10 protein-coding genes are annotated in these 14408 nt (G+C 65.0%); 5 read left to right on the forward strand and 5 right to left on the reverse strand.

What is annotated here, in order from left to right; translation table 11 throughout:
- Nucleotides 1-86: 86 nt before the first annotated feature.
- Nucleotides 87-1577 (reverse strand): esterase-like activity of phytase family protein, encoded by a 1491-nt coding sequence (locus FJ867_RS10880; protein ID WP_140516565.1) that lies wholly within the window; start codon nucleotides 1575-1577, stop codon nucleotides 87-89.
- Nucleotides 1578-1886: 309 nt separating this feature from the next.
- Here FJ867_RS10880 and FJ867_RS10885 point away from each other — a divergent pair, with 309 nt between their 5' ends.
- The 3 genes from FJ867_RS10885 (at nucleotide 1887) to FJ867_RS10895 (ending at nucleotide 6302) form a co-directional block, all read left to right on the forward strand.
- Nucleotides 1887-4298, forward strand: coding sequence for an FAD-dependent oxidoreductase (locus FJ867_RS10885; RefSeq protein ID WP_140623143.1), 2412 nt, complete (start codon nucleotides 1887-1889; stop codon nucleotides 4296-4298).
- A 12-nt stretch (nucleotides 4299-4310) separates the two neighbouring features.
- Complete coding sequence (locus tag FJ867_RS10890; protein ID WP_140648716.1) at nucleotides 4311-5864, forward strand: trimethylamine methyltransferase family protein; 1554 nt, start codon at nucleotides 4311-4313, stop codon at nucleotides 5862-5864.
- A 123-nt stretch (nucleotides 5865-5987) separates the two neighbouring features.
- A complete protein-coding gene (locus FJ867_RS10895) occupies nucleotides 5988-6302 on the forward strand; it encodes a hypothetical protein (RefSeq protein ID WP_140495272.1) in 315 nt (104 codons plus the stop codon).
- Nucleotides 6303-6488: 186 nt separating this feature from the next.
- Here FJ867_RS10895 and FJ867_RS10900 read toward each other — a convergent pair whose 3' ends face one another.
- Nucleotides 6489-9185, reverse strand: a complete 2697-nt coding sequence (locus FJ867_RS10900; protein WP_140817366.1) for a UvrD-helicase domain-containing protein — start codon at nucleotides 9183-9185, stop codon at nucleotides 6489-6491.
- 182 nt (nucleotides 9186-9367) lie between these two features.
- Here FJ867_RS10900 and FJ867_RS10905 point away from each other — a divergent pair, with 182 nt between their 5' ends.
- Nucleotides 9368-11683, forward strand: a complete 2316-nt coding sequence (locus FJ867_RS10905) for a glucose/quinate/shikimate family membrane-bound PQQ-dependent dehydrogenase (protein ID WP_140817368.1) — start codon at nucleotides 9368-9370, stop codon at nucleotides 11681-11683.
- A 30-nt stretch (nucleotides 11684-11713) separates the two neighbouring features.
- Here the strand turns inward: FJ867_RS10905 and FJ867_RS10910 are convergent, their stop codons facing one another.
- Both FJ867_RS10910 and FJ867_RS28725 read right to left on the reverse strand, forming a co-directional pair.
- Nucleotides 11714-12148: a hypothetical protein gene (locus FJ867_RS10910; protein ID WP_140664700.1), complete on the reverse strand. Its 435-nt coding sequence runs from the start codon at nucleotides 12146-12148 to the stop codon at nucleotides 11714-11716.
- A gap of 4 nt (nucleotides 12149-12152) precedes the next feature.
- Nucleotides 12153-12308, reverse strand: a complete 156-nt coding sequence (locus FJ867_RS28725; protein WP_181168351.1) for a hypothetical protein — start codon at nucleotides 12306-12308, stop codon at nucleotides 12153-12155.
- 243 nt (nucleotides 12309-12551) lie between these two features.
- Here FJ867_RS28725 and FJ867_RS10915 point away from each other — a divergent pair, with 243 nt between their 5' ends.
- Nucleotides 12552-13448 (forward strand): dienelactone hydrolase family protein, encoded by an 897-nt coding sequence (locus FJ867_RS10915; protein ID WP_140559539.1) that lies wholly within the window; start codon nucleotides 12552-12554, stop codon nucleotides 13446-13448.
- An 8-nt stretch (nucleotides 13449-13456) separates the two neighbouring features.
- On the opposite strand, the gene FJ867_RS10920 is transcribed toward FJ867_RS10915, so the two are convergent.
- Nucleotides 13457-14356 (reverse strand): DMT family transporter, encoded by a 900-nt coding sequence (locus tag FJ867_RS10920; protein WP_140685495.1) that lies wholly within the window; start codon nucleotides 14354-14356, stop codon nucleotides 13457-13459.
- Between the last annotated feature and the right edge of the window lie 52 nt (nucleotides 14357-14408).

The following is a 14408-nucleotide window of genomic DNA, read 5'->3' on the forward strand; positions in this document are numbered from 1 at the left end:
GGAGCGACGGCGGGCAAGGCACGCCGTCGTGCATCCGATCAAGCTTGTCGGGCAGGAGGCGCCAGGCGGCGCCTCCTGCAAGATGCTTACTTCCTGGCGAGGCCGGGAAGCGTGACCTGAAAGACAAGGAACATGGTGTCGACATCGGCGCCGTCCTCGGCCTTGTAGGGCGCGCCGACCTGGAAACCGTCCTGGGCGAGGAAATCGTTGTCGTTGGCGACGAACAGGAAATAGTCGTCGGGCAGCTTCGGATCGAGCACGCTCGCCAGCGACATCGCTTCCCACTTTTCCGAGAGGTTGTCCTTGTCATTGGGCGCGCCATTGTGCAGGCCGAAGCGGGCAAGCTCGGCCTTGTCGTTGATGTCGATGAACGGCGTCAGCCTTGCCGGCGTCACCGACGGATCGAGCACGCCCTTGGGCGCCACCGGCTTGTCGGCGGCATCGAAGGGACCGCCGGCGATGTCGGTCGCGCCGGAAAGGTCGACAATGTCGATCTTGCGATACAGCGACTCTTCGCCCTTCAGGCCCTGGCCATTGCCGCTGTCGCGCGCCAGCATCAGGAAAGCCGTGTCCGACAGCGCCACGATCTCGCTTTGCGCAGCCACCTTGGTCTTGCCCTTGGCGTCCTTGAACACCGGCAGCGGCACGACATATTCATGTGCCAGCTTGAGATGGGCAAGATCGGAGGCGTCATAGATCAGCGCCCTGGTGTTCTGGCGCGTCGAGGCCGAATCGCCGCCGTCCTGCCGGGTCGCCGACTGCAAGACCGCGATCACGAACTTGCCGTCCGGCGTCATTGCCATGCCTTCGAGGCCCTGATTGTTCTGGCGGCCGGTTTCGGGATCCTTTGGGTCGGGTTCGGCAGCACCTGGGCCCGGATTGTCGGAAGCAAAATTGGCCGTGCCGTGGCGCATCGGCACGAGCGCGGCCGGAGGCTGGGTCGCCGACATCAGACGGCCGTCGGCGGAGAAGCGGTAGATGTCGGGACCGTATTCGTCGGAAACGAGCATGGTGCCGTCGGGCAGCCGCACGATCGCCTCGTTGTCGAGCGCGAGCTTGCCATTGTCGGCCTGCGGCAGGACAGGCATGTCGCCGGCGGCGGGACGCACGCCGTTCAGCGGGTCGAGACCGCTGGCGTCGGCGCCCTTGTCGTCGGTCAGGAGCATGGTGTCGGCGAGCGTCGCCTTGACGCCGGTCTGCTCCTGGCCGGCCGCGGGCGCGGCACCTGGCGCCACCGGGGCGAACTCGATGTTGATCGTGTTGAGGCGCGGCCGGTAGTCGGTGGTACCGACGACGTTATAACCGCGGTCGGGCAGCAGCCACAGCGAGCCTCTGTAGGTGCCGGCATCATGCGTCCAGCCCGCGGTGTCGATCGACATGCCGGAGCCGGAGCCGAAGGTCTCGCCGAACCTGTCGCGCTGGCCGGCCGGGATGCGGCCAACCCCCACCAGCCCCTTGTTGACGAAACTGGCGCCGCCGACGCTGGCCGAGCTGTCGGCGAAGGCGGGCAGCGAAACGGCCGAGGCCGCCAGCGCGGCGACCAGCAGCCGCAACGAGAATGAGCGTAGATGCGTCATGGATATCCCCTTGATGACAAAGCGCCGGGACGGCGGAATTCTGAGGTTGCCTGGCGGCGGCGAGGCTGCCGCCCTGGAGGGCCGCTTGTGCCCTCGGCAAGCGGTCTAAGGCGCGAACATGATGCTTGCATGACAGTTGGTGACGCATTCGCGTCGGCCCGCCGCGACGCTGCTGGGGAAGTGCGGCCGCGCCGGAAAATCGATCGTTCCAACACAGGTTCGACAGCGTCCAGGAGCTGTTCGCAGTACTAGACACTTATGTACAGTACGTATATGGTGCCGGTTTCGGACAGTCCGGGGAGGGAAGCCTTGAAGTCTCACTACCGCGCAGTCGTCATCGGGGGAGGAGTGGTGGGCGCTTCGGTGCTCTATCACCTGGCGCGGTTCGGCTGGTCGGATGTGGCGCTGATCGAGCGCGCCGAACTGACGGCGGGGTCGACTTGGCATGCGGCGGCGGGGTTCCACGCGCTCAATGCCGACCCCAATGTCGCCGCGCTGCAGGATTACACCATCAACCTTTACCGAGAGATCGAGGCCGAATCCGGCCAGGACGTCGGCCTGCACATGACCGGCGGCGTCAACATCGCCAGCGATCCGGCGCGCTGGGAGTGGCTGAAATCGGCCTGGGCGGTATTCCAGTCGGTCGGCATCGAGACCGCCCGGCTGGTGACGCCTGACGAGATCAAGGCGATCTGCCCGATCGTCGACGTCACCGGCGTGCTTGGCGGCCTCTACGATTCCAACGAGGGCCATCTCGACCCTTACGGCACGACGCATGCGTATGTCGGTGCCGCCAAGAAGCGCGGCGCCGACGTGATCCTGCGCAACCGCGTGGTCGAGCTGAAGGCGCGCGCCGACGGCCATTGGGATGTCGTCACAGAGCAACGCACCATCACCGCCGAGCATGTCGTGAATGCCGGCGGGTTGTGGGCCAAGCAACTCGGCCGCATGGCCGGGGTTGAACTGCCGGTGACGCCGATGGAGCACCATTATTTCGTCACCGAGGACATTCCGGAAGTCGCTGCCCTCGACAAGGAGATCGGCCTGGCCGTCGATCTCGACGGCTTTTCCTATCTGCGGCAGGAGCGCAAGGGCGTGCTGCTCGGCGTCTACGAGCAGAACCCGAAGCACTGGAACATGGACGGCGCGCCGTGGGATTACGGCATCGAGCTCATCCCCGAAGACATCGACCGCATCGGCCCGGAACTTGCCAAGGCGCATGAGCGCTTCCCTTGCCTGGCGACGGCAGGCATCCGCAAATGGGTCAACGGCGCCTTCACCTTCACCCCGGACGGCAATCCGATCGTCGGGCCGGTCCGCGGCCTGAAGAATTACTGGGTCGCCTGCGGCGTCATGGCCGGCTTCAGCCAGGGCGGCGGCGTCGGCAAGTCGCTGGCCGAGTGGATGATTTACGGCGAGCCGCAGGCCGACATTTTCGGCATGGACATCGCCCGCTACGGCGCCTTCGCCGCAAACCGGGAATATCTCAGGCAGACGACGCGACAGTTTTATTCTCGTCGTTTCGTCATGACCTTTCCCAACGAACGGCTGCCTGCGGGCCGGCCGCTGAAACGCCCCGGCGCCTATGACGGCATGAGTGCGGCGGGCTGCGAATGGACGGCTTCCTGGGGGCTGGAAATCCCCGCCTATTTCGCGCCGATGGGATTCCGCGAGGAGACGACGCTCAGGCGCTCCAACGCCTTCGACATCGTCGGTGACGAGGCGCTGCAAGTCCGGCGCGCCGCCGGCCTCATCGATATCTCGGCCTATGCGCGCTACGCGATCACGGGACCGGGCGCGGAGGCCTGGCTCGACAGGCTGCTGGCCTGCAGGCTGCCGAAGGCGGGACAGGCCAGGCTGGCGCCGATGCTCGGGCCGGACGGGCGGCTGAAGGGCGATCTCACCGTCTTCAACTGGGGCAATGGCGACTACTGGCTGATGGGCTCCTACTATCTGCGCGAATTCCACATGCGCTGGTTCGAAGCGCATATGGCTGAAGGCGTTTGCGTCACCGATATTTCAGATGCGATGTCGGGCTTTCTGGTCACCGGCCCCAATGCCAGAAAGATCGTCGAGCGCACGACGCACCAGGACATCTCCCCCAAAGCATTGCCATTCATGGCATGCGGCGAATTCGACATTGGCATGGTGCGGGCAAGGATGGCTCGCCTCTCCATCGCCGGCGAACTCGGCTTCGAGATCAACTGCCCGGCCACCATGCATGCCACATTGCGCGAAACGCTGCTTGCCGCCGGCGAGGATCTCGGCCTCGCCGAGATTGGCTATTACGCACTCAACGCGCTTCGGCTGGAAAAGAGCTTCGGCATCTGGTCGCGTGAATCCACGCAAGGCTACACGCCCGGCCAGACAGGGCTCGACCGCTTCATTGCTTTCGACAAGGGCGATTTCATTGGCCGCGAGGCGGCGCTGGAGGAACGCAAGGCCGGTGTTGCACGACGGATCGTGACGCTGGAAGTCGATGCCATCGACGCGGACGCCAGCGGCTTCGAGCCGGTCTGGCACGGCGCTCGGCGCGTCGGCTTCGTCACCTCCGGCGGCTTTGGCTACACGATCGGCAAGAGCGTCGCGCTAGCGTTGGTGGATGGCGATTTTGCCGAGGAAGGAACGGCGCTTTGCGTGCACATTGTCGGCACCGAGCGGCCGGCGCGTGTCATTCCGGCTTCGCCCTACGATCCCTTGGGCAAGGCGATGCGGCAATGAGGAGGTTTCCGGATGATCGATGACGCGGCACGCGAAGGCAGGCGCGAGCGCCGGCGAGGACGCATCGGCGAGGCCGGCAGCGAGAGCAGCCGCCGGCCCAATTACCGCTCGCTGAAGAACCCGTTCCTGCCGCAGCCAATCTTTTCGGACGACCACGTCGCCTCGATCCACGACACGGCGCTGCGCGTGCTGGAAGAGCTGGGCATCAAGGTTCTGCTGCCGCAGGCGCGCGACCTGCTCGCTCGCGCCGGCGCCCTGATCGACCCCGAAACCGACATGGTGCGGATCGGCCGCGACATGGTGGCGGCTGCACTGGCCTCGGCGCCAAAATCGATCCAGACCCATGCCGGTGACCGCTCCCGCGATCTGACGCTGGAACTCGGGTCGATGACCTTCCTGGCCGGGTGCGGCGCGCCGAACGTCACTGACCTCGAACGCGGCCGCCGACCAGGCACACTGGCGGCCTTCGAGGAGTTCATCAAGCTGGTGCAGCATTTCGACGTGCTGCACATGCTGGGACCTTGCGTCGAGCCGCAGGACATCGACAACCGTTTTCGCCACTACGCCGTCAACCGGGCGCAACTGACCCTGTCGGACAAGCTTCCCTTCATCTTCGCGCGCGGCACCCCGCAGGTCGACGATAGTTTCGACATGATCAGGTTGGCGCGCGGGCTGTCCGAGGACGAGTTCCGCTCGGGCGCCCATTGCTACACCGTCATCAACACCAATTCGCCGCGCCAGCTCGACATCCCGATGGCGCAAGGCATCATCGACTTCGCCAGGGCGGGCCAGGTCCTGATCATCACACCCTTCTGCCTGGCGGGTGCGATGGCCCCGATCACGGTGGCCGGCGCGCTGACGCTGCAGCATGCCGAGGCGCTGGCCGGGTTGACGCTGGCGCAGATCGTGCGGCCGGGCGCTCCTGTCGTCTACGGCTCCTTCTCCTCCAATGTCGACATGAAATCGGGCGCGCCGGCCTTCGGCACGCCGGAGCATGTCAAGGCGACGCTCGGAGCCGGCCAACTGGCGCGCTTCACCGGCCTGCCGTGGCGTTCGGGCGGCGGCAGCGCGGCCAACATCTCCGATGCGCAGGCGGCGCATGAGACGCAGTTTGCGCTGTGGGGCTCGGTGCTGGCAGGCGCCACCGTGTGCATCCATGCCGCCGGCTGGCTGGAGGGCGGCCTGAGCGTTTCCTTCGAAAAGCTGGTCACCGACATCGAGGCGTTGCAGACGGTGGCTGAACTGTGCGCCGCCACGCCCGGCGACGACGATGCCATCGGCTTCGAGGCGATCGCCGAAGTGCAGCCCGGCGGCCATTTCTTCTCGGCAGGTCACACCATGGCGCGCTACCGCACCGCCTTCTACGAGCCGCTGGTGGCCGACTGGTCGAATTTCGGCAACTGGACGCAGGCCGGTTCCAAGACCGCAACCGAACGCGCCACCGGTATCTGGAAGCGCATCCTCGCCGATTTCGAGCCGCCGGCGACGGCCATTGCCACGTCGGCTGTGCTCGATGATTTCATCGCGCGTCGCACCGAACAGGGCGGGGCAGCGCCGGTGTCGTGAGATAGCCTGTTCCTTTCATCGTCCTGAATTGTGGGTGCGATCCGGAACCTGCTGCACCTCTCATGCATTCATGGCACGGCCAGCGCCTGCTCGCATTGCGAGCCATTGAGGGAGGACGACCACATGGGTTTCGACCAGTACCACGAACCGCCCGAAGAATTGTCGCAGGAGGTGCGAACCTTCGCCCGCATGATCACCTCGCTGATCGAGGAAGCGGAAGCGATCTCCTGGTATGAACAGCGCATGTCGGTGGAGAAGGACCCGCAGGCCCGCGCCATCATGAAGAACGCGCAAGGCGAGGAGTTCAAGCATTTCGGCATGGACCTCGAATTCCTGCTGCGTCAGAAGCAGGACTGGCGCGCGGAACTGAAGGAAATCCTGTTCACTACGGGAGATATCGTCAAGGCCGGCGAGGCGGGCGAGAAGAAGGTGGATTGAGCGGTCCGGCCCGGGTGACTACCGAAAGTTCCGTTCACTTCGGACGTCCACGCTATTGGAATTGATTCCAATCAATTTTAGCTGTGAAATCGCAAATATAATTAGCATCAAAATCTACTTCGATTTTCACAAGAAAACCTCAGGATTTTTGACCAGCTCCTTACGCGAGTGAGTGTCCATTTTTTCTCACACAGCCGCGACAAACCCATCCAGCACGCGTTTCTGGCCGGCCTTGTCGAAGTCGATGGTCAGCTTGTTGCCTTCGATGGCCGCGATGTTGCCGTTGCCGAATTTCTGGTGGAAGACGCGGTCGCCGACGTTGAAGGGGGACGGCGTGTCGGCGACGGATTTGGCGACCAACTCGCCATCGATGGTGCGGCCCTTGATGCTCGTGCGGCCGGCGCCGTAGCCGCTGTCGGTCTCGCCATAGCCGATGCGCTCGACCTGGTGGCCGGAGCGCGAGCCCCAGTTGCGATCGGTCGCTTCGGTGCGGTTCTGCTGCGCCCGCTGCCAGCCCGGCGTGGCGTAGCTGTTGGAGAAGGCGCCGGATTTTTCGGCGCCGACATTGTCGAAGCGCGAGGCGCCATAGGGGTTCTGTCTTCCTGCCCCCTGGCCGCCCCGGCCGGAAGCGAACGAGCCGCCGCCATAGGAATTGCCGTAGCCGCCATAGGAGTTGCCGCTTTCGGCGACTTCGACATGGGTTTCAGGCAGTTCATCGAGGAAGCGGGAGGGAATCGTCGATTGCCACAGGCCGTGGATGCGGCGGTTGGAGACGAACCAGATGTGCAGGTTCTTCTTGGCACGGGTGACGCCGACATAGGCCAGCCGGCGCTCCTCCTCCAGGCCGGAACGGCCGCCTTCGTCCAGCGCGCGCTGGTGCGGGAACAGGCCTTCCTCCCAGCCCGGGAGAAAAACGGTCTCGAATTCGAGGCCTTTGGCCGAATGCAGCGTCATGATGTTGACGGCGTCGAGTTCGGCGTTCTGCTCGGCGTCCATGACCAGAGCGACATGTTCGAGGAAGGAGCGCAGCGATTCATACTCCTCCATGGAGCGGATCAGCTCCTTGAGGTTCTCCAGCCGGCCGGGCGCTTCGACCGAACGGTCGTTCTTCCACATGTCGGTGTAGCCGCTCTCTTCCAGGATGGTCTCGGCCAGTTCGGTGTGCGGCGTGGTTTCCAGCGCCTTCTGCCAGCGTTCGAAATTGGCCGCGACCTCGCGCAATGCGGCGCGCGGTTTGGGCTTCAATTCATCGCTCTCGGCGAGCTTGGGGGCGGCTTCCAACATCGGTACGCGCAGCGCGCGGGCCGTGTCGTGGATCTGGCGGATGGTGGTTTCGCCGAGGCCGCGCTTGGGCACATTGACGATGCGCTCGAAGGCGAGATCGTCGGCGCCTTGCGCGACGACGCGGAAGAAGGCAAGCGCGTCGCGGATCTCCATGCGCTCATAGAAGCGCGGGCCGCCAATGACGCGGTAGTTGAGACCGAGCGTGACGAAGCGGTCCTCGAACTCGCGCATCTGGAAGGACGCCCGCACCAGGATCGCCATGTCGTTGAGATTGTGCTTCTGGCGCTGATAAGCCTCGATGGTCTCGCCGACAGCGCGCGCTTCCTCCTCGGAATCCCAGGCGGCGTGGACGTTGACCTTGCCGTCCTCGGGATCGTCGCGATCGGTGAACAGCGTCTTGCCGAAGCGGCCTTCATTGTGGGCGATGAGGTGCGAAGCGGCGCCGAGGATATGCGCGGTGGAACGATAATTGCGCTCCAGCCGGATGATGGTGGCGCCGGGAAAATCCTTGTCGAAGCGCAGGATGTTGTCGACCTCCGCGCCGCGCCAGCCATAGATCGACTGGTCGTCGTCGCCGACGCAGCAGATGTTTACTTTGTTTTCGCTCACGGGCTGTTCCGCGCCTGCCGGCGCGGGCCCGACCCCTCTTTTCTGCGCGCCTTCGGCGTCGCGGGAGGGGCCTCGCGAAGGCTCGGACGCCCGGTCGGGCTTGCGGCCTTCGGCCGAATGCAAATCCGTAGACGTCGCGCTACGCCCGCTATTTGGCCGCTGCGCCAGGAGCCGCAGCCACATGTATTGCGCGGTGTTGGTGTCCTGGTACTCGTCGACCAGGATATATCTGAACCGCTTGTGATACTCCTTCAGCACGTCCGGATTGGCGCGGAAGATGCGGATAGGGTGGCAGAGCAGATCGCCGAAATCGCAGGCGTTCAGCGTCTGCAGGCGCTCCTGATAGGCCTTGTAGAGCTCGCGGCCCTTGCCGTTGGCGAAACTGCGCGCATCGCCCTCGGCGATATCGGCCGGGCCTTGCCCCTTGTTCTTCCAGCCGTCGATCATCTGCGCGAACTGCTTGGCCGGCCAGCGCTTGTCGTCAAGGCCCTCGGCCTGGATCAATTGCTTGATCAGCCGCACGACGTCGTCGGTGTCGAGGATGGTGAAGTCGGATTTCAGCCCGGCAAGCTCGGCGTGCCTGCGCAAGAGCTTGACGCCGATCGAGTGGAAGGTGCCGAGCCAGGGCATGCCCTCGACATTGCCTTCGCCGATCAGGATGCCTATGCGCTGCTTCATCTCGCGCGCGGCCTTGTTGGTGAAGGTCACGGCCAGGATCTGCGAGGGAAAGGCTTTTCCGGTCGCCAGGATGTGGGCGATGCGGGTGGTCAAGACGCGCGTCTTGCCGGTGCCGGCGCCGGCCAGCACCAGAACGGGACCTTCGGTGGTTTCCACCGCCAGCCGCTGCTCGGGGTTCAACCCTTTGAGATAGTCGGGCGCGTTGTTGTGGCCGCTGCGGGCAGCCATGGCGCGCGCGGCGATGCCCGACGGGGCGGTGGGCCGCGCATCGGGTTCATCGAAAAAGGGCATGTCTTCGGAAAAGCCGGACATCGCCCCCGAATGTAGTGATTCGGTGGAGAAAGACCAGAACTGTCTACGTTTTGTTCCACTCCTGATTGTTTCCGGCCTGCTTGACAGGCAGGGCGGGTGAGGGAAAGCTGCGCAAAGGGCAGGGAGGGGATCCTGTTGCCCACGGCCGCCTCGAGGCGCGCAACAGTCGAAGGAGTATCATCTTGGCTGTCACCATCACCTCCCTCATCCTCTTCCTCATCGGCCTCGCGCTTGGCGCCGGCGGCATCTGGTTGGCTTCACTGGGAGGCAGCTGGTACTACATCATATCAGGCATCGCCTTCCTCATCGCAGCATGGCTGCTCTACCGGCGCAGATCCACCGCGCTCTGGCTCTACGCCGCGATCGTGCTGGGCACGCTTGCCTGGGCGGTCTGGGAAATCGGCTTCGACTGGTGGGAACTCGGGCCGCGCGGCGGCATCATCGTGCTCGTCGCGTTGTGGCTGCTGACGCCGTGGGCGAGGCGGGGCCTTGTTGGTCCCGATGGCCGCGCGCCGCTCATTCTCGCCGTGTTGGCGTCGCTGGCGGTCGCCGGCTATTCAATGACGACCGATCCCAAGGATATTGCCGGCAATCTCGACACCGACAAGGTGACCCCGGCGGCCGATCTCGGCGGCGACATACCTGCCGGCGAATGGCACTTCTACGGCCGTACGCCCTATGGCCAGCGCTATTCGCCGCTCGACCAGATCACGCCGGAGAACGTCGCCAACCTGCAGCCGGCCTGGACTTATCGCACCGGCGACGTGAAAGGTCCCGACGATGTCGGCGAGACCACCTATCAGGTGACGCCGCTGAAGATCGCCGATACGCTTTACATCTGCACGCCGCACAATTTCGCCATCGCCATCGACGCCGCCACGGGCAAGGAGAAGTGGCGCTACGATCCCCAGGTCAAGCTCGACAAGGACCGCCAGCACCAGACCTGCCGCGGCGTCTCCTACTACGCCGACGCCAAGATCGGTGCCGGGCAGCCTTGCGCCGCGCGTGTCTACCTGCCGACTTCGGACGCGCGGCTGATCGCGCTCGACGCCGCCAACGGTCAGGTCTGTCCGTCCTTTGCCGAAGGCGGCACGCTGAACCTTCTGACCGGCATGCCTTATCCCAAGTCCGGCTATTACTATTCGACCTCGGCGCCGCTGATATCGGGCGGCAAGATCATCGTCGGCGGCGCGGTCAACGACAATTATTCCACGCAGGAGCCGTCCGGCGTCATCCGCGCCTTCGATGCCTCCACGGGCGCGCTGATCTGGAACTGGGATTCCGGCAATCCCGACCAGACCACGCCGCTGGCGGCAGGCCAGACCTACACCGCCAATTCGCCCAACATGTGGTCGACGCCGAGTGCCGACGAAAAGCTCGGCCTGCTCTACATACCGCTCGGCAACCAGACGCCGGACCAGCTCGGCGCCGGCCGCAGCGCCAATGTCGAGAAATTCTCCTCTTCGATCACCGCGCTCGACCTCAATACGGGGCAATTGAAATGGGTGCGCCAGACCTTGCATCATGACCTTTGGGACATGGATGTGCCGGCGCAGCCGAGCCTTGTCGACATCACCAAGACCGACGGAACGGTCGTGCCGGCGCTGGTGGGGCCGACCAAGCAGGGCGACCTCTACGTGCTCGACCGGCGCACCGGCGAGCCGGTCATCCCGGTCAAGGAAGTGCCGGCGCCCGGCGGCGCCATCGAAGGCGACCACACATCGCCCACGCAGCCGGTGTCGGACCTTTCCTTCAATCCGCCGCCGCTGACCGATGCCGACATGTGGGGCATCACCATGTTCGACCAGCTGGCGTGCCGGATTGCGTTGCACAGGCTGCGCTATGAGGGCCGCTACACGCCGCCATCGCTGCAGGGCACGCTGGTCTATCCCGGCAATTTCGGCGTCTTCAACTGGGGCGGCGTGGCGGTCGATCCGGTCCGGCAGGTGCTGTTCGGCATGCCGACCTATCTCGCCTTCACCTCCAGGCTTGTGCCCCGCGCGGACGTGCCGCCGCCAGGCGACGCCAATGGCAGCGAGCAGGGGCTGAACCGAAATGACGGCGCTCCCTATGCGGTGGTGATGGGACCGTTCCTGTCGCCGCTCGGCATTCCGTGCCAGGCGCCGCCATGGGGCTATGTCGCCGGAGCCGACCTCAGGACCGGACAGATCGTCTACAAGCACAGGAACGGCACGGTCTATGACATGACGCCGCTGCCTTTGCCGCTGAAGGTCGGCGTGCCCGGCATTGGCGGGCCGATGATCACCGCCGGCGGGGTGGCTTTCCTCGGCGCCGCGGTCGACGACTACCTGCGCGCCTACGACCTGACCTCAGGCAGGCAGCTCTGGCAGGCGCGCCTGCCAGCCGGCGGGCAATCGACGCCGATGACCTACACGGTGGCTGACGGGCGCCAGTTCGTGGTCATCGTCGCCGGCGGCCATGGCTCGGTCGGCACCAAGCCCGGCGATTATGTAATGGCATACGCACTGCCGAAGTAAGGAACGGGTTCGGTCCCGCAGGATCGCGCCCTAGCTGATTCCGAGATGGCTCTTCAGGCTTGGCACCGAGCCGAGCACTTCATTGGTGAGGTCAGGCCCGGCGGCGGCTTCGGCCTGTTGGATCAGCGCGGCGCCGGCCTGCCTGATCTGCGCCATATCGAGGCCGGAGGCCTTGAGCGCGGCGACGCCGTTGATCAGTGCGCCGGCCTTTTCGCCGAGAACACCGCCCAGCGCGCCTTGCAACGAGGACAGCAGGCCACCACCGCCGGCCGCGCCGGCGGCCATGACGTCGTATTGGCGGGCGAGATCGTCGGCGCCGGGAATCTTGGCGAAGAAACCCGAGACGTTGGTGCCTTCCGCCTCGTGCTCCAGCACCGAGAAGATGGTGCCGACGACTTTCTCGGTCGTTGCCTGGTCGAGGCCCGCCTTTTGCGAGACGGTGTTGACAATATCCTGGACGTTCATGGTCTCACCTCAAATTTGGGAATTTCGGGTCCGGGCGGTGGTCCCGGCCGATGCGAAGCTCGATCATCGACCGCCTGCCTGCGTCCGCAAGCCTGAAGCGTAATGCCTGAGCGGCGGCCAGGGCAAGGACGAACGCGCTGGTGAGGATCGGCATGGTCATCGGCGGCGCTCCTTCTGGTCGGGACGGGATGGGACGGGCATCGGTAGCACGCAGCTTCCCCTACCATTGTGGCAGTGCCGGCAGGATTTATCGGCGATGACCAAAAAGTGATGGGGCGGGCGCCGGCGTTGCCGGCTTCACTGGCTGCGGCCGATGCTTGCCGCTGCGCTCATCCAGGCTGGACCGGCCCAGCCGCGCCCCTATCTAGCTCCGGTGTTGAAGCCTGAAGCCGAGGAATGCGCCATGACCAAAGCAGCCGCCAGACCAGCAAAGCTTGGGATCACCCAGGCGATGATCGACGCCTATGACGAATACACGCATCTGACACTCGATCGCCGCCGCTTCATGGAGCAACTGACCCGGCTTGCGGGATCCGGGGCGGCGGCCGCGGCGATCGCGCCGATGCTGGCTGCCAACTCCGCCCAGGCGGCCATCGTCGCCGAGAACGATCCCCGCGTGAAAGGCCAGGAAATCGCCTATCCTGGCGCCGGCGGCGAGATGAAGGGCTATCTTGTCAAGCCGGCGGACCAGGCGGGCAAGCTCGGCACCGTCATCGTCATCCACGAAAACAGGGGGCTCAACCCGCATATACGCGACGTCGCCCGGCGCGTGGCGCTGGAGGGGTTCGTGGCGCTCGCTCCGGATTTCCTATCGCCACTCGGCGGCACGCCCGCCGACGAGGACAAGGCGCGCGACATGTTCACCAAGCTGGATCCGGCGCAGACCGTCGCCAATGGCGTCGCGACGGTGGCTTTCCTCAAGGCCGACAAGGACGGCAACGGCAAGGTCGGTGTCGTCGGTTTCTGCTGGGGCGGCGGCACGGCCAACATGCTCGCCGTGAACGCGCCTGATCTGGCGGCAAGTGTCGCCTATTACGGCATGCAGCCGAAGGCCGCGGACGTTTCCAAGATAAAGGCGGCGCTGCTGCTGCACTATGCCGGATTGGACGAACGGACCAATGCCGGCATCGACGCCTTCAAGAAGGAACTCGATGCCGCGCATGTCGAATACACGGTCTATGTCTATGAAGGCGCCAATCACGCCTTCAACAATGACACTTCGGCAGCGCGCTATGACAAGAAGGCGGCTGATCTCGCCTGGGGCCGGACCGTCGCCTTCCTGAAGGAGAAACTGGCTTAGCGGAGGATCTACTGCGTGCTCGCAGGCCTATGCAAGGCGACGCCGGCCACCACCAGCGCAATACCGATGCAGTCGCTGATGCCGGGGATCTGGCGCAGCACGAGAATGCCGATCAGCGTCGCGGTGACTGGCAGCAGCGACAGCATCAGCGCGAAGCTCGACCGCGGCAGCCGCGTCATGGCGAGCTGGTCGCAGATATAGGGGATGACCGAGGAGCAGATGCCGACGCCGATGGCCGCCAGCAGCAGCGGCGCGGAGAAAAAGGCGGGCAACGCGTCGGTGAGGCCGATCGGCAGCACGACCAGGAAGGCCACGGCCATCGCGGCGCCGAGCCCGGCAATGCCGCCGCCGGCGCCTGAAGCGGCGACGCGGTGGCCAAGCACGATATAGCCCACAAACAGCGCGCCGTTGAGGAAGGCCCAGAACAGGCCGATAGGATCGCTGGACCATTTGACGTCGATCAGCAGCAAGGTGCCGGCCACGGCGACGGCAAGGGCAGCGAGATTGCGCGCGCTTCGGAGACCGACCAGCGCGACGCCGATGGTGCCGACGAATTCGATCGCGGCCACCAGCGAAATCGGCAGGCGGTCGAGCGCCAGATAGAAGGAGCAGTTCATCACTGCCAGACAGACGCCGAAGGCGAGCAGCAGCAGCCGTGTCGACCGATCGGCCTGGGCGAAGGTTCGCCACGGACGCGTCAGCGGCGCGAAGATCAACGCGGCGGTGGCGATGCGCAGCCAGGCCATGCCAAGCACGCTGATCTGCGCAAACAAAAGCACGGCGAAGGCAGGGCCGAGATAGTGGAACACGGCGCTGACGCAGAACCAGACATGCGGCGGCAGCGATGTCGGCAGGCTGGTAAAGGCCGCACCTGTGGGCGAGGTTTGGACTTGCGTCCGATCGTTCATCGGATCAGTATCGCAGGTATTTTTTCCGTCTGATATGGGCAGTGGTCGTTCA

This window comes from Mesorhizobium sp. B2-5-3 (genome assembly GCF_006441005.1).
Taxonomy (GTDB): Bacteria; Pseudomonadota; Alphaproteobacteria; order Rhizobiales; family Rhizobiaceae; genus Mesorhizobium.

What these genes read in the sequence shown, in the direction of transcription:
- FJ867_RS10915 (WP_140559539.1), top strand. Translation starts at nt 12,552, where the DNA reads ATGACCAAAGCAGCCGCCAGACCAGCAAAGCTTGGGATCACCCAGGCG.
- FJ867_RS10920 (WP_140685495.1), bottom strand. Translation starts at nt 14,356, where the DNA reads ATGAACGATCGGACGCAAGTCCAAACCTCGCCCACAGGTGCGGCCTTT.
- FJ867_RS10890 (WP_140648716.1), top strand. Translation starts at nt 4,311, where the DNA reads ATGATCGATGACGCGGCACGCGAAGGCAGGCGCGAGCGCCGGCGAGGA.
- FJ867_RS10910 (WP_140664700.1), bottom strand. Translation starts at nt 12,148, where the DNA reads ATGAACGTCCAGGATATTGTCAACACCGTCTCGCAAAAGGCGGGCCTC.
- FJ867_RS10880 (WP_140516565.1), bottom strand. Translation starts at nt 1,577, where the DNA reads ATGACGCATCTACGCTCATTCTCGTTGCGGCTGCTGGTCGCCGCGCTG.
- FJ867_RS10895 (WP_140495272.1), top strand. Translation starts at nt 5,988, where the DNA reads ATGGGTTTCGACCAGTACCACGAACCGCCCGAAGAATTGTCGCAGGAG.
- FJ867_RS10900 (WP_140817366.1), bottom strand. Translation starts at nt 9,185, where the DNA reads ATGTCCGGCTTTTCCGAAGACATGCCCTTTTTCGATGAACCCGATGCG.
- FJ867_RS28725 (WP_181168351.1), bottom strand. Translation starts at nt 12,308, where the DNA reads ATGACCATGCCGATCCTCACCAGCGCGTTCGTCCTTGCCCTGGCCGCC.